This is a genomic window from Streptomyces sp. NPDC047706 (assembly GCF_043204795.1).
Classification (GTDB): Bacteria; Actinomycetota; Actinomycetes; order Streptomycetales; family Streptomycetaceae; genus Streptomyces.
The window spans coordinates 239,217-252,523 of sequence record NZ_JBIDCW010000007.1 but is presented as its reverse complement, the minus strand read 5'-3'; the positions used below and the strand labels follow the sequence as shown (position 1 = coordinate 252,523).

Annotated in this window: 12 protein-coding genes; 3 read left to right on the top strand and 9 right to left on the bottom strand. The window is 70.7% G+C overall.

Annotated features, from left to right (window positions below):
* Positions 1-43 precede the first annotated feature (43 nt).
* Positions 44-805 (top strand): alpha/beta hydrolase, encoded by a 762-nt coding sequence (locus tag ACGF8A_RS11420; protein WP_393106650.1) that lies wholly within the window; start codon positions 44-46, stop codon positions 803-805.
* 80 nt (positions 806-885) lie between these two features.
* On the opposite strand, the gene ACGF8A_RS11415 is transcribed toward ACGF8A_RS11420, so the two are convergent.
* Entirely contained in the window at positions 886-1,839 is a 954-nt protein-coding gene (locus ACGF8A_RS11415; protein ID WP_393106648.1) for a LysR family transcriptional regulator, read from the bottom strand.
* A gap of 63 nt (positions 1,840-1,902) precedes the next feature.
* On the opposite strand from ACGF8A_RS11415, the gene ACGF8A_RS11410 reads away from it, so the two are divergent.
* Together ACGF8A_RS11410 and ACGF8A_RS11405 are read left to right on the top strand one after the other, a co-directional pair.
* Positions 1,903-3,168 (top strand): MFS transporter, encoded by a 1,266-nt coding sequence (locus tag ACGF8A_RS11410; RefSeq protein WP_393106646.1) that lies wholly within the window; start codon positions 1,903-1,905, stop codon positions 3,166-3,168.
* A gap of 280 nt (positions 3,169-3,448) precedes the next feature.
* On the top strand, positions 3,449-4,465 hold the full coding sequence (locus ACGF8A_RS11405; RefSeq protein ID WP_393106644.1) for a sigma-70 family RNA polymerase sigma factor: 1,017 nt from the start codon (positions 3,449-3,451) through the stop codon (positions 4,463-4,465).
* Here the strand turns inward: ACGF8A_RS11405 and ACGF8A_RS11400 are convergent.
* The 8 genes from ACGF8A_RS11400 to ACGF8A_RS11365 form a co-directional block, all read right to left on the bottom strand.
* Complete coding sequence (locus ACGF8A_RS11400) at positions 4,349-4,693, bottom strand: STAS domain-containing protein (protein WP_393106642.1); 345 nt, start codon at positions 4,691-4,693, stop codon at positions 4,349-4,351. The two genes, ACGF8A_RS11405 and ACGF8A_RS11400, sit on opposite strands and share 117 nt — an antisense overlap.
* A 204-nt stretch (positions 4,694-4,897) precedes the next feature.
* A complete protein-coding gene (locus ACGF8A_RS11395; RefSeq protein ID WP_393106640.1) occupies positions 4,898-6,181 on the bottom strand; it encodes a thymidine phosphorylase in 1,284 nt (427 codons plus the stop codon).
* A gap of 69 nt (positions 6,182-6,250) precedes the next feature.
* Positions 6,251-6,652: a cytidine deaminase gene (locus ACGF8A_RS11390; RefSeq protein WP_393106638.1), complete on the bottom strand. Its 402-nt coding sequence runs from the start codon at positions 6,650-6,652 to the stop codon at positions 6,251-6,253.
* Positions 6,649-7,914, bottom strand: a complete 1,266-nt coding sequence (locus ACGF8A_RS11385; protein ID WP_393106636.1) for an ABC transporter permease — start codon at positions 7,912-7,914, stop codon at positions 6,649-6,651. The genes ACGF8A_RS11390 and ACGF8A_RS11385 overlap by 4 nt, the downstream gene beginning before the upstream one ends.
* Positions 7,911-9,029: an ABC transporter permease gene (locus tag ACGF8A_RS11380; RefSeq protein ID WP_393106634.1), complete on the bottom strand. Its 1,119-nt coding sequence runs from the start codon at positions 9,027-9,029 to the stop codon at positions 7,911-7,913. The genes ACGF8A_RS11385 and ACGF8A_RS11380 overlap by 4 nt, the downstream gene beginning before the upstream one ends.
* Positions 9,029-10,672 carry an ABC transporter ATP-binding protein gene (locus ACGF8A_RS11375; RefSeq protein ID WP_393106738.1) on the bottom strand — a complete coding sequence of 548 codons (1,644 nt, stop codon included), beginning with the start codon at positions 10,670-10,672 and terminating at the stop codon, positions 9,029-9,031. Before ACGF8A_RS11375 ends, ACGF8A_RS11380 begins: the two co-directional genes overlap by 1 nt.
* A gap of 161 nt (positions 10,673-10,833) precedes the next feature.
* A complete protein-coding gene (locus tag ACGF8A_RS11370; protein ID WP_393106632.1) occupies positions 10,834-11,883 on the bottom strand; it encodes a BMP family protein in 1,050 nt (349 codons plus the stop codon).
* Between the two features lie 329 nt (positions 11,884-12,212).
* Positions 12,213-13,265 (bottom strand): BMP family protein, encoded by a 1,053-nt coding sequence (locus tag ACGF8A_RS11365; RefSeq protein WP_393106630.1) that lies wholly within the window; start codon positions 13,263-13,265, stop codon positions 12,213-12,215.
* Positions 13,266-13,307 lie beyond the last annotated feature (42 nt).

Genomic DNA, 13,307 nt, shown 5'->3' with positions numbered 1-13,307 from the left:
GCGGACGGGTGGCGTACACCGGTGCTTCTGACACTGTTCTGTCATGGCACAGCAAGCGACGCCGGTTCGCACGGCACGGCTGGGACGGGTGTTCGGTCCGGAACCGACGGCGGTGAGCGCGGTGGTGCTGCTGCTCCCCGGCGGCGAGGCGAGCTCCGCCCGCAGGCCCTCTCCTCTGCTCGCGGCCGCGTCCGTACGGGGGTTGGGACGGCGGCTGGTGCGCGCCGGGCGGGCGGAAGGGCTGGCCGCGCACGTCGTGCACTACCGCTTCCGGGGGTGGAACGGCAGCGAGGCACATCTCGCCCGGGACGCGTCCTGGGCCGCCGACGAGGCGGTACGGCGCTACGGCGACGTCCCCGTCTGCCTGGCCGGGATCGACATGGGCGGGCGCGCGGCGCTGCACGCGGGCGGGCACGAGGCGGTCAACTCCGTGCTGGCGCTCGCCCCTTGGCTGCCCGAGGACGACGTGGCGGCCTCACCCGAACCGGTGAAGCAGCTGGTGGGGCGGCGGGTGCTGATCGTGCACGGCACCAACGACGAGCGGACGGATCCCGAGCTGTCGTTCCGGTACGCGGCGCGGGCGAAGAAGGTCAACCGGGACGTGTGCCGGTTCGAAGTGCATTCGGATCGGCACGGGTTGCATCAGCACCGGGACGAAGTACTCGCTCTGGCCGAGGACTTCGTGATGGGCGTGCTCTTCGGGCGGGGGTTCTCACGGCCGGTGGAGGACGCGCTGGCGGCTCCGCCGCCGCTGGGGTTGCGGATGCCGTTGGCCGCGGGGTTCGGGCGGTCGTTGCGGCGGTGAGGCGGTTGCGGAGGCGGGCGGCTGGAGCGGTGGCCGGGGCCCGTCGCGTAGTTCCCTGCGGGACCTTGGGGGCTCCTGGGTCAGGCCGGGAGCAGGTTGCCTCTCCTGGAGAGCAGGAACTTCTTGAAGGCCGCCACCGGGGGTGTGTCCGGGTGACCCTCCAGCCAGGCCACGCCGATCTCGCGGGCCGCGCGCGGTGCCGTCACCGTCAGTTCCACCACGCCGGGGCGGGCCACCGCCGGGGGTGGGAGCAGCGCCACGCCCAGGCCCGCTGCCACCAGGCCGCGCAGGGTCTCCGCCTCCTCGCCCTCGAACGCGACACGTGGTTTGAAGCCGGCCTCGCGGCAGAGGTCGTCGGTGATGCGGCGGAGCCCGTAGCCGGGTTCCAAGGTCACGAAGGTCTCCTCGGCCGCCTCGGCGAGGCGGATGCGCCTGCGGGTGGCCAGGCGGTGGTCGGCCGGGACGACGAGGCGGAGCTTCTGCTCGTCGAGGCGGCGGGCCACCAGGTCGGGGGCGTCCGGTACCGGCGAGGTCAGGCAGAGGTCCAGTTCACCGGCGCGGAGGCGTTCGATCATGGCTTCGCCGTAGTTCTGGACCAGGCTGAACCGGACCCGCGGGTGATCCGCGCGGAAGGCGTGCAGGAGGCCAGGGACGGTCTCCGCCCCCATGGTGTGCAGAAAGCCGAACGCCACCTTGCCGGTGGTGGGGTCGGCGTCGGCGCGCACCTCGTCGGCGGCCCGCTCGATCTCGGCGAGGGCGCGGTCCACGGAAGCGAGGAAGGTGCGGCCGGCGGTGGTGAGGGAGAGGGTCCGGCCGCGGCGGGCGAACAGGTCGACGCCCAGGTCCTGTTCGAGGCGGACCATGGCACGGGAGAGGGTGGACTGAGGGACGTTCATCTCCTGCGCCGCCCGGGTGACGTGCTCGGTGCGCGCGACGCCGGCGAAGTACGCCAGGCGTGGGGCGAGCAGCGTGACGATGTCTTCTGTGTCACTGGTCGGTGACAGCCGGGGCTGTGAGCTTGGTTGATGCACCATGGGAACGATTATGACGATTCCATGCATTGGACGGATGAGCGGCGGCGTACGTAGCTTCGAAGCATGACTCCCGCCAGTACCGGGGCGTCCACCGTCGTGGGCGCCGTTCCTGCCGCTCCTGTCGACTCCCGAATGGCCCCGGGCGGCCCCGGCTACCGCCGGATGAGCTTCGCCCTCTTCCTCGCGGGTGTGGCCACCTTCGCGCTGCTGTACTCCACGCAGGCTCTGCTCCCCCTGATCTCGGGGGACCTCGGGGTGACGGCGAGCGCGGCCAGCTGGACCGTGGCGGCGGCGACAGGTGGTCTGGCGCTGTTCGTGATCCCGATGAGCGCGCTGTCCGAGCGGTTCGGACGCCGTACGGTCATGACGGTGTCGCTGGCGGTGGCGGTGGCCGTGGCGCTGCTGGTGCCGTTCGCCGGCTCGCTGACCACGCTGGTCGCGCTGCGGGCGGTGCAGGGCGCTGCGCTGGCCGGGCTCCCGGCCTCGGCGACGGCGTATCTGGCGGAGGAGGTCCGGCCCAGGGCGCTGGTGACGGCGATCGGGCTGTTCGTCGCGGGCAACAGCGTCGGCGGGATGAGCGGCCGGGTCATCACCGGGTGGGTCGCGCAGGAGTGGGGCTGGCGGGTGGCGGTCGGCGCGCTCGGTCTGCTCGCCGTGGGGTGCGCGGTCGCGTTCCGGCTGCTGCTGCCGGAGCCCCGGCACTTCGTCGCGGGGTCGCTGCGGCCGCGGGTGCTGCTCGGGACGGTGCGTGAGCATCTGGGCAATCCGCTGCTGCGTCGTCTGTACGCGATCGGCGCGCTGTTCATGACGGTGTTCGGCGGCGTGTACACGGTGATCGGGTACCGGCTGACGGAGGAGCCGTTCGGGCTGCCGCAGGGCGTGGTGGGCTCGATCTTCCTCGTCTATCTGGTGGGCACGGTGGCGGCGTCCACCGCCGGCCGGCTGGTGGGGCGGCTGGGGCGCAGGGGTGCGCTGTATCTGGGCGGTGGTACCACGGCGGTGGGGCTGCTGCTGTCGTCGGCCGACTCGCTGGCCCTGGTGCTGCTGGGGCTTGTGCTGATCACGGCGGGCTTCTTCGCGGGGCACGCGGTGGCCTCGTCGGCGGTCAGCAAGACGGCGACGCATGGGCGGGCGCAGGCGTCCGCCCTGTACCAGTCGGCGTACTACGTGGGGTCCAGCGCCGGAAGCACGGTGGGGGCCATGGCCTTCCACGCGGGGGGCTGGGGCGGGACCGTGGGGGTCGGGCTGCTGGCGGTGCTGGGGGTCGTGGGGATCACACTGGTCGGGTCGAGGGCGGCCCGGGTGGCTGCGGCGCGGGCGGCGGTGTAGGCGGATGCCTGCCTCCGGCCTGCGGCGGCCGGTCCCTGTCCGGTGCGGGGTGCTGTAGCGCCTGCGGTGCGTGTCCCGTCGGGACCACGTCCGGGGCGTGGTCGTCTTCTCGCCGTGCGGGGGTGCGGGTCCCGGGGGGCCTGTGCCGGTTTCCGTGGCCCCCTTCTGAACAGCCCCTTTTCCCACTCGGGGGGCCATTGTCAGTGGGCTGCGGTAGCTTCCGAAGTGCTGTGCGCAATGGTGCGCGGGCACAGGGAACGGCCACAGGGGTGGGTGGACGATGAGCAACGGCACGGCGACGACGACAGATCTCGACGCCACACTGGAGAAACACCGGGTCGAGCTGACGGGCTACTGCTATCGCATGCTCGGTTCCTCCTTCGAGGCCGAGGACGCGGTCCAGGACACGCTCGTGCGCGCCTGGCGCAGCTTCGACAAGTTCGAGGGCCGCTCCAGCATCCGGTCCTGGCTCTACCGCATCGCGACCAACGTCTGCCTGGACATGCTGAACGCGGGCAACAAGCGCGCCAGGCCGATGGACCTGTCGGAGTCCACCCCGCTCGCCCAGGCCGCGCTGTCGCCGCGCCCCGACCACACCTGGCTGGAGCCGATGCCGGACGCGCGTGTGCTGCCCTCGACCGCGGACCCGGCGGAGGCCGCGGTCGCCAAGGAGTCCGTGCGGCTGGCGTTCATGGCCGCCCTTCAGCAGCTGCCGCCCAAGCAGCGCGCCGTGCTGATCCTGCGTGAGGTGCTGGCCTGGAAGGCGAGCGAGGTCGCGGAGTTGCTCGGCACCTCGGTGGCATCGGTGAACAGCGCGTTGCAGCGCGCCCGCGCGACACTGGCTGAGCGGGACGACAAGGGAGCCGGCGCTTCGGTGTCGGATCCCCTGGACGAGGAGCAGCAAAAGCTCCTGGAGCGGTATGTCGCGGCCTTCGAGGGCTACGACATGACGGCGCTGACCGCCCTGCTCCACGAGGACGCCGTGATGACGATGCCGCCGTTCGACCTGTGGCTGCGCGGCCCGGCCGACATCACGGGCTTCATGACCACCCTCGGTTCCGCCTGCGCCGGCTCCCGGTTGCGGCACGTCGAGGTCAACGGCCTGCCGGGCTTCGCGCACTACAAGCCGGACCCGGAGTCGGGCGGCTTCACCCCGTGGGCGGTGCAGGTGCTGGAGATCTCAGAGGGCCGGATCACCGGGTTCCACTGCTTCCTCGACACCAAGCGGTGGTTCCCGCTGTTCGGGCTGCCCCTCCACCTCGAAGCGGAGGCCGACCAGGTCGAGGAGGGCGTGTAGCGCGGGGTGGGGGTCGCGGAGCCGGAGCCCGCTCCCGGCCCGCCTGGCCGTCAGCGCCAGCCGGGCCAGCAGGTCGACGGTCCCGAGACCTGGTGGCCCGAGGCCTGCGACGTCACATACGACCACCGGCGCCCCGGTGTCCTCCAGCAACGCCCGCACGTCATCGCAGAGCCCTGTCACCTCGTCCCGGGTGACGGGGCCGGCCAGCACGATTTCGGCAGGGGTCATGGCATCCACGAACCGGTAGACCCGCGGGGCCGCCGTAACTCATCGCCGGTGGGCTCCTCGTCGCGCCGCGAGGATCACATCGACCTGGGCGGGGCCGCCCCGGAGGGTTGGGTGCATGCTCCATGCATCTGCCTTCGGGGGTGTTCGTGGCGGTGGGTGGTGCCGGTCCACCGATCCCGTTCACCCGTGTGAGAAAGCCCCAGGTCAGGCGATACGTTCCAGCACCACCGGGGACGGCGTGAAGTCCGTGCCGGGGGCCGCGACGTCGTAGGAGCCGTCGAGGGCCTCCAGGGCGTAGTCGAAGCGCTCGGGGGTGTCGGTGTGCAGGGTCAGCAGGGGCTGGCCCTCGGTCACGTCGTCCCCGGGCTTGGCGTGGAGTTCGACGCCCGCGCCGGCCTGCACCGGGTCCTCCTTGCGGGCGCGGCCGGCACCCAGGCGCCAGGCGGCGATGCCGACGCCGTAGGCGTCGAGACGGGTGAGGACACCGGAGGACGGGGCCTTGACGACGTGCTGTTCGAGGGACGTGGGCAGCGCGGCGTCGGGGTCGCCGCCCTGGGCCGCGATCATCCGGCGCCAGACGTCCATCGCCGAGCCGTCGGCCAGCGCCTTCGCGGGGTCGGCGTCGCGGATGCCCGCCGCCTGGAGCATTTCGCGGGCCAGCGCGACGGTCAGCTCGACCACGTCGGCGGGGCCGCCGCCGGCCAGGACCTCCACCGACTCGCGGACCTCCAGCGCGTTGCCGGCCGTCAGGCCCAGCGGCGTCGACATGTCCGTCAGTAGGGCGACGGTCCGCACGCCGTGGTCCGTGCCCAGGCCCACCATGGTGGAGGCCAGTTCGCGGGCGTCGTCGAGGCTCTTCATGAAGGCGCCGGTGCCGGCCTTCACGTCCAGGACCAGCGAGCCGGTGCCCTCGGCGATCTTCTTGGACATGATGGAGGACGCGATCAGGGGGATCGCCTCGACCGTGCCCGTGACGTCCCGCAGTGCGTAGAGCTTCTTGTCGGCGGGGGCGAGGCCGTCGCCGGCCGCGCAGATCACCGCGCCGGTCGTGTCCAGGACGTTCAGCATCTCCTCGTTGGACAGCAGCGCGCGCCAGCCGGGGATGGACTCCAGCTTGTCCAGCGTGCCGCCGGTGTGGCCGAGGCCGCGGCCCGAGAGCTGGGGGACGGCCGCGCCGCAGGCCGCGACCAGGGGGGCCAGCGGGAGGGTGATCTTGTCGCCGACGCCGCCCGTGGAGTGCTTGTCCGCCGTGGGCCGGGACAGGGACGAGAAGTCCATGCGCTCGCCGGAGGCGATCATCGCCGCCGTCCAGCGGGCGATCTCGCGGCGGTTCATGCCGTTGAGCAGGATGGCCATGGCGAGCGCCGACATCTGCTCGTCGGCCACCTCGCCGCGCGTGTACGCGTCGACGACCCAGTCGATCTGCTCGTCGCTGAGCTCACCGCGGTCCCGCTTGGTGCGGATGACGGAGATGGCGTCCATGGCCATGCTGGCTTTCCTTCCGGGATTGCGAAAAGTACGGCCCCTGCGGAACAGGTCCCAGGGGCCGTACGGGAGTTACGAGGAGAGGTGCTCCGGCCCGAAGGCGTGGGGGAGCATCTCCGACAGCGGCAGGATGCCCGCCGGGGTGTCCAGCAGCAGTCCGCCGCCGCCGAACTCGTACAGCAGCTGGCGGCAGCGGCCGCACGGGACGAGCAGCTCGCCCCGGCCGTCGACGCAGGTGAAGTGCGTCAGCCGGCCGCCGCCGGTGCGGTGCAGCTCCGAGACCAGCCCGCACTCGGCGCACAGGGAGAGGCCGTACGAGGCGTTCTCGACGTTGCAGCCCGAGATTGTGCGTCCGTCGTCGACCAGGGCGGCGACGCCGACGGCGTAGCCGGAGTAGGGGGCGTACGCGTGGCTCATGGCCTCGCGGGCCACCGCGCGCAGCGCCTCCCAGTCGGCCTCGGCGGGCGGTGTCACTTGCCCTGTCCCTTCCGGTACGGCATACCGTCGGCCTTCGGCGGCCGCAGTCGCTGCGCCGAGAGCGCGAGGACGACCAGCGTGATGACGTACGGGGTGGCGGAGACGACCTGGTTGGGGACCTCGTCGGTGGTGGCGTACCAGGCGAAGACCAGGGCGCCGGCGACGAGGGTGATCACGGCGTTCACGTACTTCTTGCGGATCACCAGCCAGACGGCACCGATGATCAGCAGCAGCGCGCCGAGCAGCAGCAGGGCGTGGACGTTCTCGGAGCCGCCGCGCAGGTTGAGGCTGTCGGTGTAGCCGAACAGGCCCGCGCCGATGGCCAGTCCGCCCGGCATCCAGTTACCGAAGATCATCGCGGCGAGGCCGATGTAACCGCGGCCGCTGACCTGGCCCTCCAGGTAGAAGGGGTTGGCGACGATGGAGAGGAAGACGCCACCGAGGCCGGCCAGGCCGCCGGAGATGATCACGGCGATGTACTTGTACTTGTAGACGTTGACGCCGAGGGACTCGGCCGCGACCGGGTTCTCGCCGCAGGAGCGCAGCCGCAGGCCGAACGCGGTGCGCCACAGGATCCACCAGGTGGCGGGGACCAGCGCGATGGCCACCAGGGTCAGCCAGGAGACGCTGGTGACCAGGCCGCCCAGCAGCCCCGCGATGTCGGAGATCAGGAACCAGCCCTGGTTGTTGATCTCCCGTAGCCCGTCGGAGAGGCCCGGCACCGTGAAGTTGCCGAGGGACTCCACCGCCGGGGACTGCTTGGCGGAGCCGCCCGCGTGGCCCTCGAAGGCGAGGGGTGCCAGGTAGCGGGTGGCGCCGAGGGCGAGGATGTTGATGGCCACACCGGAGACGATGTGGTTGACGTTGAAGGTGACGGTGACGAAGGCGTGCAGCAGGCCGCCGAGGCAGCCGCCGATGATGCCGACCAGGACACCGGTCCAGGGGCCCCACTGGAAGCCGGCCCAGGCACCGAACCAGGTGCCGAGGATCATCATGCCCTCGAGGCCGATGTTGATCACGCCCGCCCGCTCGGCCCACAGACCGCCGAGACCGGCGAGGCCGATCGGCACGGCGAGCTGGAGGGCGGTGGACATCTGGCTGACGTTGGTGATGCCGTCCGCGCCGGTGATGATGCGGACGAGCGAGGTCAGCGCCAGGGCTCCGGCGATGACCAGCAGCAGGACGGGCCACGACAGGCGGCGGCCGGTGGGCGCCGCGGGCTGCAGCGTGGGCTGGTTGACGTCGGACGCGGTGGTCATCGGCCAGCCACCTCCTTCGTGTTGTGGGCGCCGAGGACGTGACCGGCGGCGAGTTCGGCGCCGACACGGCGCTGCTGGCGGCGCAGACCCCATTCGCGGACGGCCTCGTAGGAGACGACGACCGAGAGCACGATGAGGCCCTGCATGATGACCGCGATCTCCTTGTCGTAGCCGTAGAAGTCCAGCTCCGGCGATGCCTTGTCGAGCCAGGCCCACAGCAGGGCGGCGAGCGCGATGCCCACCGGGCTGTTACGGCCGAGCAGGGCGATGCCGATGCCCAGGAAGCCGATGCCGGTGGGGAAGTTGAGGCTGTAGGTGTGGGTGTCGCCCATCAGGATGGGCAGGCCCGCGAGTCCGGCGAGGGCGCCGGAGATCAGCATGGCGGTGAGCACCATGCGCTTGGGGTCGACACCGCTGGCCGCGGCGGCGGTCTCGGAGGCACCGGAGGCGCGCAGGTCGAAGCCGAAGCGGGTGCGGTTGAGGACGACCCAGTAGCCGATGCCGAGGAGCGCCGCGAGGACGACCAGGCCGTAGATCTCGCCGGCCGCGCCCATGTCGATGCCGGGCACCCAGCCGGAGGAGTGCATCTCGCCGGTGGTGTTGTTGTTGCCGACCTTGACGCCGAAGACGCTCGGGAGCCACAGGTAGCCGATGACGGAGGTGGCGATCGCGTTGAGCATGATCGTCGCGACCACCTCGCTGACGCCCCGGGTGACCTTCAGGACACCGGCGATACCGGCCCAGAAGGCGCCGGTGAACAGCGCGGTGAGGAGCAGCAGCGGAATCTGGATCGCGGCGGGCAGGTTCATGTGGGCGCCGACGACGGCGGCCATCATGGCGGCGAGCTGGTACTGGCCGTCGACACCGATGTTGAACAGGTTCATCCGGAAGCCGATGGCCACCGCGAGCGCCGCGATGTAGTACATCGAGGCCTGGTTGATGATCAGGACCTGGATGTCGGAGAAGCCGAGCTGTTCGAACATCACGGCGAACGGCTCGACCGGGTTCTTGCCCGAGGCGATCAGCACGATGGCGCTGAGCACGAAGGCCACGGCGAGCGCGATGACCGGTCCGGCCACGGCGAGGAGCACGCGCTCCTTGTCGAACTTCTTCATCAGCGGGCCTCGTCTTCCGGAGACTCGGGAGACTTGCGGATCTCGGGGGTCTCGGGGGTGTCTGCCGGGGTCTTCGGGGTCTCGTCGTGCTCCAGGTGGCCGCTCGCGGCTCCCGTCATGGCGGAGCCCAGCTCCTCCGGGGTGATGGTGGCGGGGTCGGCGTCGGCGACCAGCCGGCCGTTGTAGATCACCCGGAGCGTGTCGGACAGGCCGATCAGCTCGTCGAGGTCGGCGGAGATCAGCAGCACGGCCAGGCCCTCGCGGCGGGCCTGCCGGATGTGGTCCCAGATCGCGGCCTGGGCGCCGACGTCCACACCGCGCGTGGGGTGGGCGGCGATCAGGAAGCGCGGCTTGTGGCTCATCTCGCGGCCGACGATCAGCTTCTGCTGGTTGCCGCCGGAGAGCGAGGCGGCGGTGACGTCGATGCCGGGGGTGCGGACGTCGTACGCCTCGACGATCCGGCGCGTGTCGTCCTGCGCGGCCTTGGGGTCCAGCCAGACGCCCTTGGCGTTGGGCTTCTCGGTGACGTGGCCGAGGATGCGGTTCTCCCAGAGGGGGGCCTCCAGGAGCAGGCCGTGCCGGTGGCGGTCCTCGGGGATGTAGCCGACGCCCTGCTCGCGGCGCTTGCGGGTGGGCCAGGCGGTGATCTCCTCGTCGGCGAGGCTGATCGTGCCGGAGTCGGCGTGGCGCAGGCCGATCAGCGCGTCGACCAGCTCGGTCTGGCCGTTGCCCTCGACGCCGGCGATGCCCAGGACCTCGCCGGCGTGGATGGTGAAGGTGATGTCGTCCAGGAGGGCCTTGCCGCCGGGGGCGGTGAGGCGAAGCGTGTCGACGGTGAGGACCGGGCGGTCGGTGACCGTGGACTCGGCGGTCTCCGGGGTGGGCAGCTCGCTGCCGACCATCATCTCGGCGAGCTGGCGCGGGGTGGTCCCGGCGGGGACGGCCGTGCCGACGGTGGTACCGCGGCGGATCACGGTGATCTCGTCGGCGACGGAGAGGACCTCGCCCAGCTTGTGCGAGATGAAGATGACGGACAGGCCCTCGGACCTGAGTTCGCGCAGGTTGGCGAAGAGCGCGTCCACCTCCTGCGGCACGAGCACGGCGGTCGGCTCGTCGAGGATCAGCGTGGTGGCGCCGCGGTAGAGGACCTTGAGGATCTCCACGCGCTGGCGGGCGGCGACGCCGAGCTCCTCGACCAGGAGGTCGGGGCGGACGCCGAGGCCGTAGCGCTCGGAGATCTCCTTGATCCTGCGGCGGGCCTTGGCGCCGATGCCGTGCAGCTTCTCGCTGCCGAGGACCACGTTCTCCAGCACGGTGAGGTTGTCCGCCAGCATGAAGTGCTGGTGCACCATGCCGATGCCGCGCGAGATGGCGTCGGCCGGGCTGTGCAGGGTGACCTGCTCACCGTCGATGGTGATCGTGCCCTCGTCCGGCTTCTGCATGCCGTAGAGGATCTTCATCAGCGTCGACTTGCCGGCGCCGTTCTCACCGACGAGGGCGTGCACGGTGCCCTTGCGGACGCTGAGGTGGATGTCGTGGTTGGCCACGACACCCGGGAAACGCTTGGTGATCCCGGCGAGTTCGACGGCGGTCGCCTGACCGTGGACCGCCGCTCCGGCCGGAGGGCTGCTGGACGCGTGGATGGCGCACTCTCCTGGGGACGGGGGCCGTCTACGCGCGTAGCGCCCCTACGGCATGCGAAGCGGGGTGACGTTCCGGGACAACGGGGTACGGCGAGACCGGCTCCCCATACCCCGTTGCACGGACGTGACCCCGCGGTCACCGACTGCTCGGCAACGGCTTGTCAGCTGCTCTTGACCTTGATCTCGCCGCTGATGATCTTCTCCTTGGCCGCTTCGATGGCTTCCTGGAGCTCGGCGTCGTCCGCGAACTTCGGGTTGGAGTCCGCGAGGCCCACCTCGCCGCTCTTCAGATCGCCCCTGACGATACCGGTCTCCGGCTTGCCGTCCTCAACCGACTTCGCGAGGCTGTAGACGGCCTTGGCGACGTCCTTGGTGGCGGAGGTGAGGATCGAGTCCTTGTACTTCGCGAGGGCTTCCTGCTTGTACTGGTCGGAGTCGACGCCGATCGCCCACACCTTGTTGGCGGCGGCGGCCTCGATCACGCCCTGACCGGACAGACCGGCCGCCGCGTAGACGACGTCGGCCTTCTTCTCGATCTGGCCCTCGGCGGCCGTCTTGCCCTTGTCGGGGCTGGAGAAGCCACCCTCCTCCGCGGTCTGCGTGAGGTACTGGGAGAGGACCTTGACCTTCGGGTTCGTGTCCTTGACGCCCTGCTCGAAGCCCGCCTGGAACTTGTGGATCAGCGGGATGTCCACGCCACCGACGAAGCCGACCACGTTGTTCTTGGTGCTCTTGGCGGCGGCCACACCGGCCAGGTACGAGGCCTCCTCCTCGGAGAAGACCAGGTCGGCCACGTTCTCCGCCTGGACCTGGGAGTCGTCGACGATGCCGAAGGTGGTGTCGGGGTACTTGGCCGCGACCTCCTTCACGGCCGGAGCGTACGCGTAGCCGACGCCCACCACCGGGTTGTAGCCCTGCTTCGCCAGCGACGCGAGGCGCTGCGCCTTGTCGGCGTCCGTCTCGCCCTCGGTGGGCTCGATGTCGGCCGTCTCGTACTTGAACTCGCTCTTCGCCTGCTCCAGGCCCGCGTACGCGGCGTCGTTGAAGGACTGGTCGCCCTTGCCGCCGACGTCGTAGGCGATGGCGAGGCCCTTGTCGCCCTTCGACTCGGAGGAAGAGCTCTCGGTCGAGGTACCGCCACAGGCGGAGAGGGCGAGGGCGAGAGAGGCGGTCGCTGCGCCTGCGACCGCGATGCGGGAAACCCGGCGCATGTGTGGTGCTCCTGTCGTACTGGGGGGTCCGGAGTGTGCGGGTGCGTTCCCGCGTTGTTCAGTGCGTGCCCGCACTTCCCCGGGGCACAGCGCCGGACGGTTCAGCTTCGGCGCTGGCTTCGCCGCAGATTAACGCGCGTAGACCAGCCTGAAAACCCCTTCTGTCCACCTTGTTATCCGGCCGTGGCCAACAGCACTCGGGGCCAGGTCGGAGGCTTGCCACCCGCAAAGGGGGTGGGGGAGCCCGGGGACGGCGGAGCGGGCGGGTGCCCGTGGCACCCGCCCGCTCCGTACGGATCTGTACTTTTCGCCTGCTCAGCAGCCGGGCGCTACTCCGTCTTGACCTTGATCGAGCCGTCGATGATGCCCGCCTTGGCCTTCTCCACCGCGTCCTGGAGGCCCGCGATCTTCGCGTACTCCGGGTTGCTGTCGGACAGGCCCACGCCGTCCACCTTCAGGTCGAAGGTCTGGACGCCGGTCAGCGGCTTGCCGTCCTCGACGGACTTGGCCAGCTCGTACACCGCACCGCCGACGTCCTTGAGCGCGGAGGTGAGGATGTACTCCTTGTACGAGGCCAGCGCCTCCTGCTGGTACTGGTCGGAGTCCACGCCGATCGCCCAGACCTCGGCCTTGGCGGCGGCCTCGATCACGCCCTGCCCGGACAGGCCGGCCGCCTGGTAGACGACGTCCGCGTTCTTCTCGATCTGGCCCTCGGCGGCGGCCTTGCCCTTGTCGGGGCTGGAGAAGCCACCCTCCTCCGCGGTCTGCGTCAGATACTGCGAGACGACCTTGACCTTGCCACCGCCGGTCTCCGCGACGCCCTGCTTGAAGCCGGCCTCGAACTTGTGGATGAGCGGGATGTCCACACCGCCGATGAAGCCGACCGTGTCGGTCTTGGTGGCCTTGGCGGCCGCGACGCCGGCGAGGTAGGAGGCCTGCTCCTCGGCGAAGACGAGCGAGGCGACGTTCTTGCCCTCGACGACGGAGTCGACGATGCCGAAGGTGGTGTCCGGGTACTTCGCGGCGATCGCGGTCATCGCGGGGCCGTAGGCGAAGCCGACACCGATGACGGGGTTGTAGCCCTGCTTGGCGAGGGAGGCCAGGCGCTGTTCCTTGTCGGCGTCGGTCTCGCCCTCGGTGGGCTCGATGTCGGCGGTCTTGTAGCCGTACTCGTCCGCGGCCTTCTTCAGGCCGGCGTACGCGGCGTCGTTGAAGGACTGGTCGCCCTTGCCGCCGATGTCGTACGCGATGGCGAGGCCGAGGTCCTCCTTGGAGCCACCGTCTCCGCCGCTGTCACTGCTGGTTCCGCCGCATGCCGTGGCGGCGAGAGCGAGCGAGGCGACCCCCACCGCGACGCGGGTAAGTTTGGATATCCGACGCATCTGAAGTTCCCCATTCTCCAAAGCCCCGCAGTGGGCGCTCGG

What these genes read in the sequence shown, in the direction of transcription:
- ACGF8A_RS11420 (WP_393106650.1), top strand. Translation starts at nt 44, where the DNA reads ATGGCACAGCAAGCGACGCCGGTTCGCACGGCACGGCTGGGACGGGTG.
- ACGF8A_RS11415 (WP_393106648.1), bottom strand. Translation starts at nt 1,839, where the DNA reads ATGGTGCATCAACCAAGCTCACAGCCCCGGCTGTCACCGACCAGTGAC.
- ACGF8A_RS11410 (WP_393106646.1), top strand. Translation starts at nt 1,903, where the DNA reads ATGACTCCCGCCAGTACCGGGGCGTCCACCGTCGTGGGCGCCGTTCCT.
- ACGF8A_RS11405 (WP_393106644.1), top strand. Translation starts at nt 3,449, where the DNA reads ATGAGCAACGGCACGGCGACGACGACAGATCTCGACGCCACACTGGAG.
- ACGF8A_RS11400 (WP_393106642.1), bottom strand. Translation starts at nt 4,693, where the DNA reads ATGACCCCTGCCGAAATCGTGCTGGCCGGCCCCGTCACCCGGGACGAG.
- ACGF8A_RS11395 (WP_393106640.1), bottom strand. Translation starts at nt 6,181, where the DNA reads ATGGCCATGGACGCCATCTCCGTCATCCGCACCAAGCGGGACCGCGGT.
- ACGF8A_RS11385 (WP_393106636.1), bottom strand. Translation starts at nt 7,914, where the DNA reads ATGACCACCGCGTCCGACGTCAACCAGCCCACGCTGCAGCCCGCGGCG.
- ACGF8A_RS11380 (WP_393106634.1), bottom strand. Translation starts at nt 9,029, where the DNA reads ATGAAGAAGTTCGACAAGGAGCGCGTGCTCCTCGCCGTGGCCGGACCG.
- ACGF8A_RS11370 (WP_393106632.1), bottom strand. Translation starts at nt 11,883, where the DNA reads ATGCGCCGGGTTTCCCGCATCGCGGTCGCAGGCGCAGCGACCGCCTCT.
- ACGF8A_RS11365 (WP_393106630.1), bottom strand. Translation starts at nt 13,265, where the DNA reads ATGCGTCGGATATCCAAACTTACCCGCGTCGCGGTGGGGGTCGCCTCG.